A 13087-nucleotide genomic window follows, 5' to 3' on the forward strand; every position below is an offset into this window, starting at 1 on the left:
GAACCGCCGCTAATACCAGGCATACCGTCCGGTTTGTGCAGCTCCGGTACGGGCGGCGGAAAGGCCGCGTACCCTGTCCCCCATTCTCAGCAATACCAGCCCGTTCCCTTCCCGCCATACGAAGTGAGCCCCAGGCCATGCCCACCTCTCAGGACATGACGACGGACATGACGGACATGACGACGGATCCCACGGCCGCACCGCTGCCGGCACCGTCCCAGGACCCGGTCGCCGGACCGGTCACGGACCTGCCGCCCGGCGTGCTGGACACCCTCCAGCACCAGGTGGCCGTCTTCGCCCGCCGGGCCGAGCAGACCCGGCTCGGCGGCGTCGGCCGCGTCCACAACACCATGGACCGCGCCGCCTACTTGCTGCTCAACCGCCTCGACCAGGAAGGCCCGATGGGCGTCAAGGCGCTCGCCGCGGGCATGGGCATCGACTCCTCGACCGTCACCCGCCAGGTGGCGCCCCTCGTCGACACCGGCCTGGTCAAGCGCACCTCGCACCCGGAGGACGGCCGTGCCGTGGTGCTCCAGCTCTCGCCGCGCGGCAAGGCCCGCCTGGAGGAGGTGCGCGCCTCCCGCCGGGCCCTGATGGCGCTGGTGACCGAGGAGTGGTCGGAGGAGGAGCGCAGCGTCTTCTGCACGCTCCTCACGCGCTTCAACACCGCCCTGTCCGCGATCCACTTCACCCCGCCCACCGCGATGCCGCCCGCCTCTTGACCCCACCGCCCGCGCCGGTCTGTCCTGTAAGGGCCCGCACGTGCGCACAGAGGCAGGCGCACGGCGTGGGCGTACGGAGGCGGGGTGCGGGAGCGCCGGGCGGCACACGAACGCCGCCGCGCCCGGGAGTTCGAGTCGTTCGTCGGGGGCGCGGGCGGGCGGCTGCTGCACGCCGCGCTGCTGCTGACCGGTGAGCCGGCGGAGCGCGCCGGGGCCGCCGAGAGCCTGCTGACCGCCGCGCTGGCCCGCACGTACGCGGCGTGGGACGCACTGCGCGGCGAGGACCCGTACGACCGCGCCCGTCAGGAGCTGGTCGCCGCCTACCTCCGTACCGCCCGCCGGCACCGCCGCCCGCGCGGCGGCGCGCTGGACCGGCTCGCGCCCTACGAGCGTCTGGTGGTCGTACTGCGGCTGTACGAGGGCGTGGCCGAGGAACAGACCGCGGCCTGTCTGGGGCTGCCGGCGGAACGCGTACGGGCGCTGTGCGCCCGCGCGGTGACCGCCCTGCTGTCGCCTGCCGGGGCGCCCTCGGCCGGGCGGCGGAGGGCGGCGTCGTGAGCGGCCTGGAGCGCAGGGAGGCGGAGGCCCGCCGGCTCCTGCTGGCCGGCCCGCGCCCGCCCGTACCGGCGGACCTGGCGGCCCGTGCCGCCGGGCAGGGCCGGCGTCTGCTGCGCGGCCGCCGGTTCGTGCGCGGTGCGGCGTGGCTGCTGCTGGTGGCGGCCGTGGTGGCGCTGTGCGCCCTGACCGCCGTGGCGGGATCGTCGCCGGGCGCGGCACCCCCGCCACCGGGGTGGTGACGGCGGTGCGGACGAGCGACGGACGGGCGGGGGGAAGGGCTTGCGCCCGGGGCTCAGCCCAGGGCCTGCGTGAGGTCGGCCAGCAGGTCGTCGACGGACTCGATGCCCACCGAGACGCGGACGAGGTCGGCGGGGACCTCCAGCTGGGAACCGGCCACCGAGGCGTGCGTCATGCGGCCCGGGTGCTCGATGAGCGACTCGACGCCGCCCAGCGACTCGCCCAGCGTGAACAGCTTGGCGCGGTTGCAGACCTCGACCGCCGCCTCCTCGCCGCCGGCGACGCGGAAGGACACCATGCCGCCGAAGGACCGCATCTGCTTGGCCGCGACCTCGTGCAGCCGGTGCCCGGGCAGGCCCGGGTAGAAGACCTCGGTCACCTTGGGGTGCGAGACCAGCAGCTCGGTGACGCGCTCGGCGTTGGCGCTGTGCCGGTCCATGCGGACGGCGAGCGTCTTGATGCCGCGCAGCGTCAGCCAGGCGTCGAAGGGGCCGGCGACGGCGCCCATCGCGTTCTGGTGGAAGGCGAGCTCCTCGCCCAGGCCGGCGTCGGCCGTGACCAGGGCGCCGCCCACGACGTCGGAGTGGCCGCCCATGTACTTGGTGGTCGAGTGGACCACGACGTCCGCGCCCAGCGACAGCGGCTGCTGCAGGTAGGGGCTGGCGAAGGTGTTGTCGACGACCAGCTTCACGCCGGCCTCGTGGGCCACGCCCGCCACCGCGGCGATGTCCGTGATGCCCAGCAGCGGGTTCGAGGGCGTCTCGACCCAGATGACCTTGGTCTCCGGGCGGAGCGCCGCGCGCACCGCGGCCGGGTCGGAGGTGTCGGCCACCGACCACTCCACGCCCCACCGGCCCACGACCTTGGCGAACAGGCGGAACGTGCCGCCGTAGGCGTCGTTCGGGATCACCACGTGGTCGCCGGGGGACAGCAGCGTGCGCAGCAGGCAGTCCTCGGCGGCGAGGCCCGAGGCGAAGGCCAGGCCGCGCACGCCGCCCTCCAGGGCCGCCAGGTTCTCTTCCAGGGCGGTGCGGGTGGGGTTCGCGCTGCGGCTGTACTCGTAGCCGTTGCGCAGGCCGCCGACGCCGTCCTGCTTGTAGGTGGAGACTTGGTAGATGGGCGGCACGACGGCCCCGGTCAGCGGGTCCGCCTCCTGGCCGGCGTGGATCGCGAGGGTCTCGAAGCTGTGCTGGTCGCTCATTGTCCCGAGGGTAGTACCCCGGTCACCGGATTCGTCCTGTTCACTTGTTGCGGGCGGATGAACGATTCCGCATTCCGCCCGGAACCCGGCCCACCGTCCGATCTCGCACCCACGGGACCACTCATGGAGTTTCTGGTCATCCTGCTCGCCCTCGTGATCGTCGCCGGGGTGGTGGTGCCCCGGCTGCGGGGCCGCCGGCGCGAGCGCGCGCTGGAAGAGGCGCTGCGGTCGCCGGACGGCGGCCACGTCGTCGCGGAGCTGGTGGCCGAGCACGGCTTCGTCCCGGCGGACCGGCTCGACCTGCGGCTGCCCGGCCCCGACCCGGACCTGCTCGCGGCCGTGGAGGAGGCCCGCCGCACCCAGGACTGGAAGCCGGCGGCCGCCCTCCTGGCCCGCACCGGTGCCGCCGACGAGCCGGAGCGGCGCTGGCAGCGGGTGCAGACGCTGGCGGGCGCCGCGGTGCGCGAGCTCGCCGAGCAGCCCGGCACCGGCGGCATGTGGCTCCGCCACTGGCGCGTGGTGGCGCCGGAGGACGCGGGCGGCGCCGCGGTGCAGGCCGAGTTCCTGGTGCAGCAGGCCCTGCGGGACCCCTCCTCGCAGGACTACCGCATGATCCTGGAGGAGGCGCGCACCGTCTGCGCCGAGGCGGCACGGCTGGCGCCCGACGACGTGGTGCCGCTGATCACCGAACTGGGCGTGGCCCGCGGCCTGGGCGCCAACGAGGCGGAGTTCCAGTCGCTGTGGGAGCGCGTCGTGGCGCGCGCGCCTCAGCACATGGGCGCGCACCTGGTGGCCCTGCGCTACTGGAGCGCCGCGTGGCACGGCTCCCAGCGCCAGGCCGACACCTTCGCGGAACGGGCCGCCGCCGGCGCACCGCAGGGCAGCCTGCTGCCGGCGCTGCCGCTGTTCGCCGTGCACGACCACCTGCCGGACGTGAACCTGGTCCGCGGCCTGTACGAGAGCGTCGTGGTGCGCCAGGCCATCGAGGGGGCGCAGTACGCGGTCGCGCACGCCCCGGAAAACCACCCGGTGCTCCCCCACGTGCGGCACCTCCTGGTGTGGTTCCTGGTCAACGCCGAGCGCTACGGCGAGGCCGTCGAGCAGCTGCGCCGCGTGGACGGGCACATCGGCGCGGTGCCGTGGACGCACGAGAAGGACCCGCTCGCCGCGTACACGACGTACCGGGCCCTGGCCGTCGCCGGCTGGGAGGCCGGACGCCGGAATTCCGCGTAACGGTCGTCCGTTGTCCTGAACGACGCCTTTTCCTGGGGAGCCCACGATGCTGTTCGGCCACCGCAAGCCCGCCGCCCTGCCCACACCGCAGGAGGCCCTCCCGGGCCGTCCGGCCCCGGAATTCCCCCTGCCCGCCCGCCACGCCGTCCTGGACACCCCGCTCGCCGCGCCCTACCCGCAGGGCCTGGAGACCGCCGACTTCGCCCTCGGCTGCTTCTGGGGCGCGGAGCGGAAGTTCTGGCAGGCCCCGGGCGTGTGGACCACCCTCGTCGGCTACCAGGGCGGCCACACCCCGAACCCCACGTACGAGGAGGTGTGCAGCGGCCTCACGGGCCACACGGAGGTGGTCCGCGTGGTCTTCGACCCGTCGAAGACCACCTACGAAGCCCTCCTCAAGCTCTTCTGGGAGTCCCACGACCCCACCCAGGGCTTCCGCCAGGGCAACGACCACGGCACGCAATACCGCTCGGCGGTCTACACCCACTCCCCCACCCAGCACTCCACCGCCGAAGCGTCCCGCGCCACATACCAGCAGGCCCTCACGGCGGCCTCCCACGGCCCCATCACAACGGAAATCCGCGAGGCACCCCCGTTCTACCCGGCGGAGCCGTACCACCAGCAGTATTTGTTCAAGAACCCGTCGGGCTACTGCGGCATCGGCGGGACGGGCGTCAGCTGCCCGGTGGGACTGGCCACGACGCCGGACGACGCCTGAACCCACGGGCTCTAGCCACGCGGTCCGAACCTCGAACCGGCCTACGCCCGCCCTACCTCGCCGTGGCCTCTGGGATGCTGGGGGCCGACGGCGAGAGGGGCAACACGCATGCAGTGGAAGACCCACGGCGAACGTGTGATCTACGAAAACCCATGGGTGAACTTGTGCCTGGTGGACGTCCAGCAGCCGGACGGCCGGCGCTGGGAGCACCACGTCGTGCGGCTGCGTCATCTGGCGGTGGCGGCCGTGGTGAACGACCGGCGCGAGGTGCTGATGATGTGGCGGCACCGGTTCATCACCGACGCGTGGGCGTGGGAGCTGCCCATGGGGTTGATCGAGGAGGGCGAGAGCCCGGAGGAAGCGGCGGCCCGGGAGGTGGAGGAAGAGACCGGCTGGCGGCCGGGGGCGATGAAGCCGCTGATCTACGCGGAGCCTGCGAACGGCATCACGGACTCGCAGCACTACGTGTTCCGGGCCGACGGTGCGACGCACATCGGGCCGCCGACCGAGAAGAACGAGTCAGACCGGATCGAGTGGATTCCGCTGGACAAGGTCCGCGGCATGATCGACCGGCGCGAGATAGTGAGCAGCGGCTCGCTGGTCGGCCTGCTCTACGTCCTCATGGACGAAGGCGTCCGCTGACGCCCTACCTGAGGGAGGCCCGTAGTCGCGTCTCGAACTCCGCGGCTGCGGGCTGGCCCCGGTAGGGCACCAACCGCTGCTGGAACTCCCGAAGGTGGCCTGCCACGCGCTCGGAGTCGACGGCGGCAGCGATCTCCAGCGCGCCGGCTGCCGTGTGGCAAGCCTGGTCAAGGTTGCCCTGCTCCAGCTGGATGCTGGCCAGCCAGAAGGAGTGGAAGGCCCGGCCGCGAAGGTTGCCGGGGTGCGCGCGCTGCAGGGCGTCCGCCACGAGCGGTTCGGCCTGGGCGGCCTCCCCGAGGCGTCCGCGGGCAATGCCGGTGTCCACCACCAGCTTGGCCTGGTCGAAGTAGGTCACCCACCCCGGGTCGTCGTCGTGATCGGAGATCCGGTCGAACTCGCGGTGCGCGTCCGCAAGCGCGGTGTGCGTCGCCGACCGGTCGCCCATCGACGCGTGGGCGAACGCCTCCCTCATCGACAGCATCGCCATCACCCGCGGCGTCCCGCCGTGCAGCCGCGTGCAGTCCTGGGCGGCGGTGGCCAGAGCGACGGCATCGGCCGGCTTGTCCTCGTACGTGGACTGGAGGCTCATGCACGCCAGCACGTTGGCCATGAACGGGCGGTCGTCGGCGCTCTTGGCAAGCTGGAGAGCCTGCATGAAACAGGTCCTGGCCTGGCTGTACTGGCGCGCGTCGAAGTACGTCCAACCGGTGAGCCTGGCGAGTTCCGCGGCGACGCTCACCAGGCTCCGGCGGTACTCCCCCTCCCCGGCCTCCTTGATCAGGTTCACGACGTAGCGCAGCTGCCCCACGACCGCCGGCCGGAGCGCTTCGCCGCCGTGCTCGTCGTCGCGCCGCCAGTAGTCCTCGATCGACGAGTGCAGAGCACGCACCGTCGCCGGGCTCAGCTTCGGCCCGGCCGCCACTGCAAGGATGCTGTCCAGGTCGGCGCCGGGCAGTGCACAGACGGCGGACGGCACCTGTGGTACGAGATCCACCTCGCCGACGGACGCGCGGACCGACGGAGCGGGCTCCCAGTCCCTGCGCGCCAGGCCCAGCATGTGCCCTGGAATCCGCAGGCCGTCAGCTACGCGTTCAATGACAGCGATGTTCGTGATCCCGCGCTTCCCGGAGATCACCTCACCGACGCGGCTCGCCGTCAGCATGCACTGGCGTGCAATGACGACGTTGTGCATGCCGGCGCGCCGCGCGATCTTGAAGATGGCGGCGAAGTCGCGTTCCCGGCACGCCGCCACCATCTCCGGAGCGGCTAACAGCCGGGCGGGGAAACCGATCACGTCCGAACGCTGAGGCATGTGGGAGCTCCGTGTCGTCCGACCAACGCCCTCGGCGTCGTGGGGCTGCCTACCGTGCGGTGTACCCACTGTGGGTATCCCGTTGGGCCTTACTACCGCCCCACCCGTCTCGGGATGCTGTCAGGCATGGAGCAGACAGCCATTGCTACGAACGAACGTGTGGTGGTGCGCCGTTGGGCACGCCGCCCGGCGAGCGTCAGACGCGCGCGGCACGTGCTGCGGCAGTCGCTGGCCGACTGGGGACTGACGGGCATCGAGGGTGACGCCCTCCTCGTGCTGTCGGAGCTGCTGACCAACGCCGTCATCCACGCCCGGGTGTCGGCGGGCCGGCAGATCGAGACCCGCTTCGCCCTCCAGGGCGACACGGTGCGCATTCAGGTCGACGACGCCGACGACCGGCGCCCCGAGACCGGAGCGCGGCGGGGTCAGGGCGGCCGTGGGTTGGTCCTGGTCGCCGCGCTGTCCGAGTGCTGGGGCGTGAGCGACCGCAACGGCATCGGCAAGTCGGTGTGGGCCGTGCTGCCCGCGGCCGGGGCGGGGGGTGCGTGATGCGCCTGCTCGCCTACATGGTGCGGCCCGGTGACGTGGTGGTCGACAAGGGCAAGCGGGAGACGGTCAAGGACGTCCGCACCAAGTCGTACTCCAACGGACGTCGTGAGGCCCTGATCTCGCTGAAGTCCGGCCGCACGATACGGCTGGACGGCGACGACCCCATCAGGGTGGAGCGCGGCAGGGGAGGTGGTCGGTGATCCGCGGCGCTCTGAGGGAAGGGGCCTTGTACCTGCTCGGCGTCATGGATGAGCGCTGGTACGGGTTCTATCAGTGGGCCCTGGTGAAGCTGCACGAAGACCCGTCGATCGCCGACTGCATGTACGACGGCGAGTCCTTCAGCTTCCGATAACACCCTCACCGAGTCTCCCTCGGCACGTGAACACCCGCACGGCAAGGGCGTGCCCGCCAGGCGCCGGCCGCTGTGGGTGCTCGCCGTCGAAACGTGTCCGGGGGCGGCGGCGGTTGCTGCTCCATCCGCCGTCGGCGGTCCCGCCCCTTGCGTCAGGGGCCGGACCGCAACAACAGAACCGGGCCACCTCTCCGCCTGGAAGCAATGGAGGTGGCCCGGCCCAGGAGCCGCGAGCGACCCCGGTACTGATCGTAGTACCGGGGCCCTCGTCGTGTCCTCGACGATGCGCCCCACGCACAGCGTTACTGGCCGAAAGCATGCGAAGGGGTGGCAGAGATCATGTCCGTGCCGGGTGGCGACGGGTTCGAGTCGGCGGAGTTGGGGTTCGACCCGGACGAGGTGGTGTGGGTGCGGGGCGTCGACTACGTGGGCGGTTGGCGGCAAGCGAAGGATGCCGGGGCGGAGTTGGTGTCGGCGTTGGCGGCGGCCGGTGTGGGCACGGACGGTGTGGTGTTCGCGGCGCAGTCGGGGGCAGACGGTTCGGGGCTGGTGCGGCTGACGTTGCCGGTGACGTCGGTGCGTGCATTGACGGAACTGGTGCTGCGGGCGGTGTGACGAGTGCGGCGACGGGACGAGCAACAGGCTGTTGCGGTGACAATAGGGCTGTTACTGCTGGTGGGCGACGCGTTGTTCGGCCCGTGGCCGACGGTGGCCATCGGCTTCGGCCTCGTCCTCTTCCACCACTTCGCCCCGTTGGTTGCCGAGCAGCGGTGCGGCGCTTCGCCCGTCAGCTGCGCCGTCATCTGTGACCGCCACCCCGGACGGTGCCGCGGCCGGACGCTCGGCCACGACGGTGGCGCGCTGAGCGGAGCGCCCGCGACGGGCCCGGCCACATCGCGGCAGCAGCCCGCTCCCCCTCAGCCACGGCCGGACGGTGCGGTCTCCTCACGCGCCCGCATCCGTGACGGCGGGAGTACGGCGCCCGGCCCACGACGCGCCCGGCGGCCGACAGGCCGGGCCCGCGCCGGCCACCCCTCCCTCGTAGCCAGCCTGACCAGGCGCGCGACGACGATGCGTGCAGACGGCAGAGCACCGCAACATGCGCCACCGGCCTTTTCCGGAACTACGAGCTCGTCCTTGGCTGTACGTCGTGCAGGGCCCAGGCGGCTTCGCGGTTTCGCCCGCCTTTGCCGGTGCCGGACTGCAACGTTTTCATTTGTGGTCGCGCAGAAAGGTGGGGATCTCGTCGCGGGTCGGGTAGTTCGGCAGGGGGGCTGGATTGTCCTGAAGGAACGCTGTGATGACGGCGGCGGCTCGGTCGTTGTTGTCGTCGAGGCCGTTCCACATGTGGTGTCCGACTCCGGGCATGTACTGCGTGCGCTGGATGGCGGGGTCATTGGCAAGGACGGTGGTCTCCCATTGACGGATCTGGGAGGAGCACTCGGCGATCATCAGCATCGCGGGGGTCCGGGAGTGCCTCAGTTGCGGGGCGATGGAGGGGGAGTCCTTGACCGTCCGCTGGATGCGGAGGCTGGCGGCGGGGCTGAAGGAGAAGTTCTGTGCGGTGTCCTCGGCGGGGATGCGGTGCGCGTCGCGCGCGCAGTATGCGGATGCGGTGTCGCTGCCGAGGTCTGCGGCGGTGAAGGCGTTGTCGCCTTCGGCCTGTCCGATCAGTCCGGTGTCGGGGGTGAGGAGTCCGAGTCGCATGAGGCCGAATGCCACGGCGTACCGGGGAACATCTGTCGATCGCGTTCCCGTCGGAGCCGGCGCGAGGCCGCGTGCGGATTTTCGGCCCTTGTGCCCGGTGATGTGTGCGGTGGGGCCGTCCATGGGGCCGGGCTCGGCGATGATCGCCCGGTGCAGGCGTGCGGCGACGCGCGGGTCGGCCAGGGCTCGGGTGAGCACGGCCCCGCCTGAGGAGAATCCGAGGATGTCGGCCTGGCCTTTGTTCAGGCGGTCGATGAAGGCGGCGAGGTCGCTGACTGACCTGGAGATCGTGTACTGGCCCATGGGGAGCAGGTCGCTTCGTCCGCCGCCGGCCTGTTCGTAGGCGTAGACGTCGTAGCCCTGGCGGGCCAGGAGTTGCAGGAACCGGTGGTCGAGGACCGAAATGCCACGGACCGGTCCGCCGTTGAGGTACACGAGCGGGATGGGATGCCGGGGCCCGGGGTGCGCGGGCGGGTAGTGGTACACCGCGACCCGGCTGCCCGTGGTCAGGCTCCAGTGCTGCGCGGTCACAAAGGGTAGGGCGGGCGGGTACCGACGGGCCGTCGGCACGGTCGGGATGCAGACCGACGCCGTCAATGCTGCCGCGACAGCGACCGGCAGGAACGGCGCGAGCCGCGCCGGCCAAGTGCGGCGTCGGCCCCGCCACGTCGCGAGGACGGCCCCCAGTCCAAGGGCCGGCAACCATGCGGCGAGCCCCGAGCCTGCCCCGTCTGTGAGGGCGATCAGTGCGAGAAAGAGGACGACCAGCATCGCGACGGCGGCCAGGGCCAGCAGTAAGCGTCCGGTGAAGCGGACAAGACGTATGGCGGACTTGGGCATGGCGGACCCCCGATAGTTTCAGAACGCCGTTTCAAAACAACGTTACCAAAGAGAGGTAGGGTGCTGGCCGTGGGTAGGCCGAGAACGAACGACGAGGCCGTCAAAGGACGGCTTGTGGAGTGCGCGACCGAGATGCTCGCCACCCGCCCGCGGGAGTCGGTGACGGTCCGCGCCGTGGCCGCTGCTGCCGAGGCGTCGACTACGGCGGTGTACTCCCTGTTCGGCGGAAAGGACGGGCTGATCGGTGCGGTGCGCGACAGAGCCGTCGCCGGCCTGTTCCAGGACCTGTCAACGGTGCAGACCTCCGCGGACCCCCTCGCAGACCTCTACGCGCTGGCCGTCGCCTACCGTCGTTGGGGGTGCGGACACAGCCACCTGTACACGGTGCTCTTCGGCGGTGTGCAGTCCTTCGACCCGTCGGGAGAGGTCGGTGCCGGTGACCCGGTCCGTCCGCTCCTCGCGGCAATCGATCGCGCCTTGACGGCGTCCGTCCTCGCGGGCGACGCAACAGCGATCGCCCTGTCGATCTGGGCAACCCTGCACGGGCTTGTGACCCTGGAACTGGCCGGGGCCCTCGACGCCACCACGGCCGAAGCCGCATTCCGCTCGTCGATTCGCGCCACGCTGCGCGGATGGACGACCACGGAGGTGTTCCGCGGTCTTCGCCAAGCCGAACTCGCTCGGTAGTCCGGTCAACACCTCGATGCCGCCCACGGCAGGAGAGCGACGTTCGTTCTGCTGCTGCCGTTCTGCTGTTGTCATGGGCGGGGTCGGGGTGCGGGGCGGTGGGGCGTCCGGCTCCAGCATCGACGGCGCGACATGCGGCCGAGATGGATGGGGCACGGGTCGGCCGAGATCAACTCGGGAGTGTACGCGCAAGGGGTAATTCGTGGAGTGCGGAATTCGTGAGCCACTCGGCCACGCGCAAGGGGGATCACCCGGTTGGAGTAGTCTCGGCCCGTTTGGAGTACCGCCGGGTCGACGGCCGTAGGCATACTGGCGTTGCGGGTTTAAGCCAATGACTGCAGAGCGCACCAGGAAAAGCGCTTTCAGTAAATGCCAGCTGTAAAGTCGCGAGGATCTCATGGCTGTCACCGGACTGCATGGACGCTGGTTTTCTGGATCAGGGAACGGCTACACCACGGTCGACATGAACTTTCCCCCGAAACCGGCTTACGCATTCGCCGTGCTGCACGGCACGACTGGGGGCGGAACTTCGTACGCGGGGATAATGGGGTTTCGCCGCAGGCTATCCGATGGATCTGACCAGAGAGTTGATTTTGGGGACTGGTCGTTCTGGCCGCCTTCGGTCAGCGACTTCATGAGCAGCATCACGCTGGCCATTGCTACAACCGGCGGCCAGACCGCTTGGCTGTATGCACTGATCATGGATTGGGCGTGAAAAGATGGGCTATAATTCAACACCGAATGATATGCGCGTCGCGCAGGCCAGGGCTTGCATTTTGTACGACGTGAACGGGAAAGTGCACCATATACATCATGTGGTCGACACGGAAGGCGCCGACCTCACTTCGGACAGTTCACTGATTGAGCGCGCGAAGTCTGTCGCCAAAGAACTTGGCGACGATCCAAGAAGGCTCCATCCCCTGGTGGTGGAATCCTCCGATCTTGAGGGAGTGAAGGTCCTCCGGGTAGACAAGGAGGCGAAAGCCGTGGTGACGGAGAAATTCCCCAGAATTTCCCCATCGGAATGAAACGAACCTCCGCTCGGGTGCGCTTAGCTGTTTGCGATGTGGTAGGCGAGTGATGCGGCTGGAGTGGGTGACCGGCATCGCCCCGTGCGCTGCCCCCTCCGCAAAGGCGAACGTCGCCGCCGGTCCCTCTTCCGGCCGTCGGCGCCGGTGCCGCTGTTGCCGCGGCACCGGCGCCATTCGCTAACCCGCCGCCGAGAACTCGTGGCAGATCAGAATGCTCAGGTCGCTGGTCGGTTCCAGGACGCTGGCGTCGCCGCCGCTCGCGGCCGTGCCATCGTCCAGCTCCATGACCTGCAAGTCGAGAAGCGTCACGGCTCCTCCTCCCATCCGGCGCGGCACCCGAAAGGCCGCTGGTCCGTCGGCCCGACAGCCCATCGCTGCCCGCCGCCTGCGGCCGGTAAAAGCACCGGCAGCAACCAGCCGACGCACCACCCCGCGCACATCCGGTCACGCGCCCCCGCACACCACCGGAAGAACACCTCCCAGGGCGCGTGGACATCCGTCCGTCGCCGGCCGACCAGCCGGTGACGGGGGTTCGTCTCCGCCGGCCTGCCGTTTCACGGGGATTTCATCGGTCCCCCCGACCCTGGGGCGGCACCCGTATCCACCACCGGGGGAGGGTCACATGGGGCTGGTACACGCGTGGCGTATGCAGAAGCTTGTCTCCGAGGCGAGAGCCGCGCATGCTCGGGGCGACCGGACGTTCACCGCCGGCTTCGACATCGATCCTGCCGCCAGGGTTCCGATGCGGAAGATCCGTAAGGAGATCGACCTGATCGTCGACGCCGTGGAGGCCATCGGCTGGAAGTGTGTCCAGGTGCAGCCGTTCCTCCACTCGGTCGACATCGGCTTCGTCCGCGCCCGCTGAACCGTCCCTAGACGAACGACGAGAAGCCCGGGTCGATGCCCTGGGCCTTCAGCCAGCGCATTTCGCCGAAGCGGACGATCTCCTCGCCGTGCCGGGCCAGCAGGTCGAGGACGTCGTCCTCGGGGGTGCCGCCGAGGGCGGCGACGACCAGGGGGATTTCCTCCGGGCGGACGGACACGAAGTACTCGTACTCGCCCCGGCTCAGGTCCTGGCCCTCGAAGACCAGGTTTCCACTGGCGCCGATGCGTGCGTCCACGTACAGCTGGTTCGCTGCATACAGGCTGACCCGCCGCTCGTTCCCCGTCATTGCTGCCCCTCCGTGTTGTGCAAGGTGAAACCGCCTCCATCTTGCACCCCTTGCGGCTCGGACAGTCAGCGCATATGGGGCATATTTCGTCAATTCGATCGACTCGGCTCGTCGTCCTCCGGGTGACAT

18 protein-coding genes are annotated in these 13087 nt (G+C 70.4%); 13 read left to right on the top strand and 5 right to left on the bottom strand.

All coding sequences use genetic code 11. The annotated features are described in order from the left end of the window. Positions 1-137: 137 nt before the first annotated feature. From IE305_RS24350 to IE305_RS24360, 3 genes are all read left to right on the top strand, one after another. Entirely contained in the window at positions 138-722 is a 585-nt protein-coding gene (locus IE305_RS24350) for a MarR family winged helix-turn-helix transcriptional regulator (RefSeq protein ID WP_229891465.1), read from the top strand. Positions 723-806: 84 nt separating this feature from the next. Beyond that, positions 807-1280: a sigma factor-like helix-turn-helix DNA-binding protein gene (locus IE305_RS24355; RefSeq protein ID WP_190131857.1), complete on the top strand. Its 474-nt coding sequence runs from the start codon at positions 807-809 to the stop codon at positions 1278-1280. After that, on the top strand, positions 1277-1519 hold the full coding sequence (locus IE305_RS24360) for a hypothetical protein (protein WP_190131858.1): 243 nt from the start codon (positions 1277-1279) through the stop codon (positions 1517-1519). The genes IE305_RS24355 and IE305_RS24360 overlap by 4 nt, the downstream gene beginning before the upstream one ends. Before the next feature lie 53 nt (positions 1520-1572). On the opposite strand, the gene IE305_RS24365 is transcribed toward IE305_RS24360, so the two are convergent. Then, positions 1573-2718, bottom strand: coding sequence for a cystathionine gamma-synthase (locus IE305_RS24365; RefSeq protein ID WP_190131859.1), 1146 nt, complete (start codon positions 2716-2718; stop codon positions 1573-1575). 123 nt (positions 2719-2841) lie between these two features. Between IE305_RS24365 and IE305_RS24370 the strand changes: the two genes are divergently transcribed. The 3 genes from IE305_RS24370 to IE305_RS24380 all read left to right on the top strand — a co-directional run bounded on the left by IE305_RS24370 (position 2842) and on the right by IE305_RS24380 (position 5308). Beyond that, entirely contained in the window at positions 2842-3951 is a 1110-nt protein-coding gene (locus IE305_RS24370) for a hypothetical protein (RefSeq protein ID WP_190131860.1), read from the top strand. Between the two features lie 46 nt (positions 3952-3997). After that, positions 3998-4666 (top strand): peptide-methionine (S)-S-oxide reductase MsrA, encoded by a 669-nt coding sequence (gene msrA / locus IE305_RS24375; protein ID WP_190131861.1) that lies wholly within the window; start codon positions 3998-4000, stop codon positions 4664-4666. 108 nt (positions 4667-4774) lie between these two features. Further along, on the top strand, positions 4775-5308 hold the full coding sequence (locus tag IE305_RS24380) for an NUDIX domain-containing protein (protein WP_190131862.1): 534 nt from the start codon (positions 4775-4777) through the stop codon (positions 5306-5308). A 4-nt stretch (positions 5309-5312) separates the two neighbouring features. On the opposite strand, the gene IE305_RS24385 is transcribed toward IE305_RS24380, so the two are convergent. After that, positions 5313-6620, bottom strand: a complete 1308-nt coding sequence (locus IE305_RS24385) for an NsdA family TPR-like regulatory protein (protein WP_190131863.1) — start codon at positions 6618-6620, stop codon at positions 5313-5315. Positions 6621-6746: 126 nt separating this feature from the next. On the opposite strand from IE305_RS24385, the gene IE305_RS24390 reads away from it, so the two are divergent. The 3 genes from IE305_RS24390 (at position 6747) to IE305_RS24400 (ending at position 8136) form a co-directional block, all read left to right on the top strand. Next, positions 6747-7169 (top strand): ATP-binding protein, encoded by a 423-nt coding sequence (locus IE305_RS24390; protein ID WP_190131864.1) that lies wholly within the window; start codon positions 6747-6749, stop codon positions 7167-7169. Further along, positions 7169-7369 (top strand): hypothetical protein, encoded by a 201-nt coding sequence (locus tag IE305_RS24395; protein ID WP_190131865.1) that lies wholly within the window; start codon positions 7169-7171, stop codon positions 7367-7369. Before IE305_RS24390 ends, IE305_RS24395 begins: the two co-directional genes overlap by 1 nt. Positions 7370-7848: 479 nt before the next feature. Further along, positions 7849-8136 carry a hypothetical protein gene (locus IE305_RS24400; RefSeq protein WP_190131866.1) on the top strand — a complete coding sequence of 96 codons (288 nt, stop codon included), beginning with the start codon at positions 7849-7851 and terminating at the stop codon, positions 8134-8136. Positions 8137-8733: 597 nt separating this feature from the next. On the opposite strand, the gene IE305_RS24405 is transcribed toward IE305_RS24400, so the two are convergent. Then, entirely contained in the window at positions 8734-10068 is a 1335-nt protein-coding gene (locus IE305_RS24405) for an alpha/beta hydrolase (protein ID WP_190131867.1), read from the bottom strand. Positions 10069-10137: 69 nt separating this feature from the next. Between IE305_RS24405 and IE305_RS24410 the strand changes: the two genes are divergently transcribed. From IE305_RS24410 to IE305_RS24420, 3 genes are all read left to right on the top strand, one after another. Continuing rightward, the gene (locus IE305_RS24410) at positions 10138-10755 is read left to right on the top strand and encodes a TetR/AcrR family transcriptional regulator (protein ID WP_190131868.1); all 618 of its coding nucleotides are present in this window, start codon (positions 10138-10140) and stop codon (positions 10753-10755) included. A gap of 397 nt (positions 10756-11152) precedes the next feature. Continuing rightward, entirely contained in the window at positions 11153-11470 is a 318-nt protein-coding gene (locus IE305_RS24415; protein WP_190131869.1) for a hypothetical protein, read from the top strand. A 31-nt stretch (positions 11471-11501) separates the two neighbouring features. Then, positions 11502-11783 carry a hypothetical protein gene (locus tag IE305_RS24420; RefSeq protein WP_190131870.1) on the top strand — a complete coding sequence of 94 codons (282 nt, stop codon included), beginning with the start codon at positions 11502-11504 and terminating at the stop codon, positions 11781-11783. A gap of 180 nt (positions 11784-11963) precedes the next feature. Here IE305_RS24420 and IE305_RS24425 read toward each other — a convergent pair whose 3' ends face one another. Beyond that, positions 11964-12095 (bottom strand): SapB/AmfS family lanthipeptide, encoded by a 132-nt coding sequence (locus tag IE305_RS24425; RefSeq protein ID WP_190131871.1) that lies wholly within the window; start codon positions 12093-12095, stop codon positions 11964-11966. Positions 12096-12432: 337 nt separating this feature from the next. Between IE305_RS24425 and IE305_RS24430 the strand changes: the two genes are divergently transcribed. After that, entirely contained in the window at positions 12433-12651 is a 219-nt protein-coding gene (locus IE305_RS24430; RefSeq protein WP_190131872.1) for a hypothetical protein, read from the top strand. Positions 12652-12658: 7 nt separating this feature from the next. Here the strand turns inward: IE305_RS24430 and IE305_RS24435 are convergent, their stop codons facing one another. Next, positions 12659-12958, bottom strand: a complete 300-nt coding sequence (locus IE305_RS24435) for a hypothetical protein (protein WP_190131873.1) — start codon at positions 12956-12958, stop codon at positions 12659-12661. Positions 12959-13087: the final 129 nt, after the last annotated feature.

Origin of the sequence: Streptomyces mashuensis (genome assembly GCF_014654785.1) — a bacterium.
Lineage (GTDB): Bacteria > Actinomycetota > Actinomycetes > Streptomycetales > Streptomycetaceae > Streptomyces > Streptomyces mashuensis.

Coding starts and splice junctions, on each gene's coding strand:
- IE305_RS24350 (WP_229891465.1), top strand. CDS start 138: ATGCCCACCTCTCAGGACATGACGACGGACATGACGGACATGACGACG.
- IE305_RS24365 (WP_190131859.1), bottom strand. CDS start 2,718: ATGAGCGACCAGCACAGCTTCGAGACCCTCGCGATCCACGCCGGCCAG.
- IE305_RS24370 (WP_190131860.1), top strand. CDS start 2,842: ATGGAGTTTCTGGTCATCCTGCTCGCCCTCGTGATCGTCGCCGGGGTG.
- msrA (WP_190131861.1), top strand. CDS start 3,998: ATGCTGTTCGGCCACCGCAAGCCCGCCGCCCTGCCCACACCGCAGGAG.
- IE305_RS24380 (WP_190131862.1), top strand. CDS start 4,775: ATGCAGTGGAAGACCCACGGCGAACGTGTGATCTACGAAAACCCATGG.
- IE305_RS24385 (WP_190131863.1), bottom strand. CDS start 6,620: ATGCCTCAGCGTTCGGACGTGATCGGTTTCCCCGCCCGGCTGTTAGCC.
- IE305_RS24390 (WP_190131864.1), top strand. CDS start 6,747: ATGGAGCAGACAGCCATTGCTACGAACGAACGTGTGGTGGTGCGCCGT.
- IE305_RS24395 (WP_190131865.1), top strand. CDS start 7,169: ATGCGCCTGCTCGCCTACATGGTGCGGCCCGGTGACGTGGTGGTCGAC.
- IE305_RS24405 (WP_190131867.1), bottom strand. CDS start 10,068: ATGCCCAAGTCCGCCATACGTCTTGTCCGCTTCACCGGACGCTTACTG.
- IE305_RS24415 (WP_190131869.1), top strand. CDS start 11,153: ATGGCTGTCACCGGACTGCATGGACGCTGGTTTTCTGGATCAGGGAAC.
- IE305_RS24420 (WP_190131870.1), top strand. CDS start 11,502: ATGCGCGTCGCGCAGGCCAGGGCTTGCATTTTGTACGACGTGAACGGG.
- IE305_RS24430 (WP_190131872.1), top strand. CDS start 12,433: ATGCAGAAGCTTGTCTCCGAGGCGAGAGCCGCGCATGCTCGGGGCGAC.
- IE305_RS24435 (WP_190131873.1), bottom strand. CDS start 12,958: ATGACGGGGAACGAGCGGCGGGTCAGCCTGTATGCAGCGAACCAGCTG.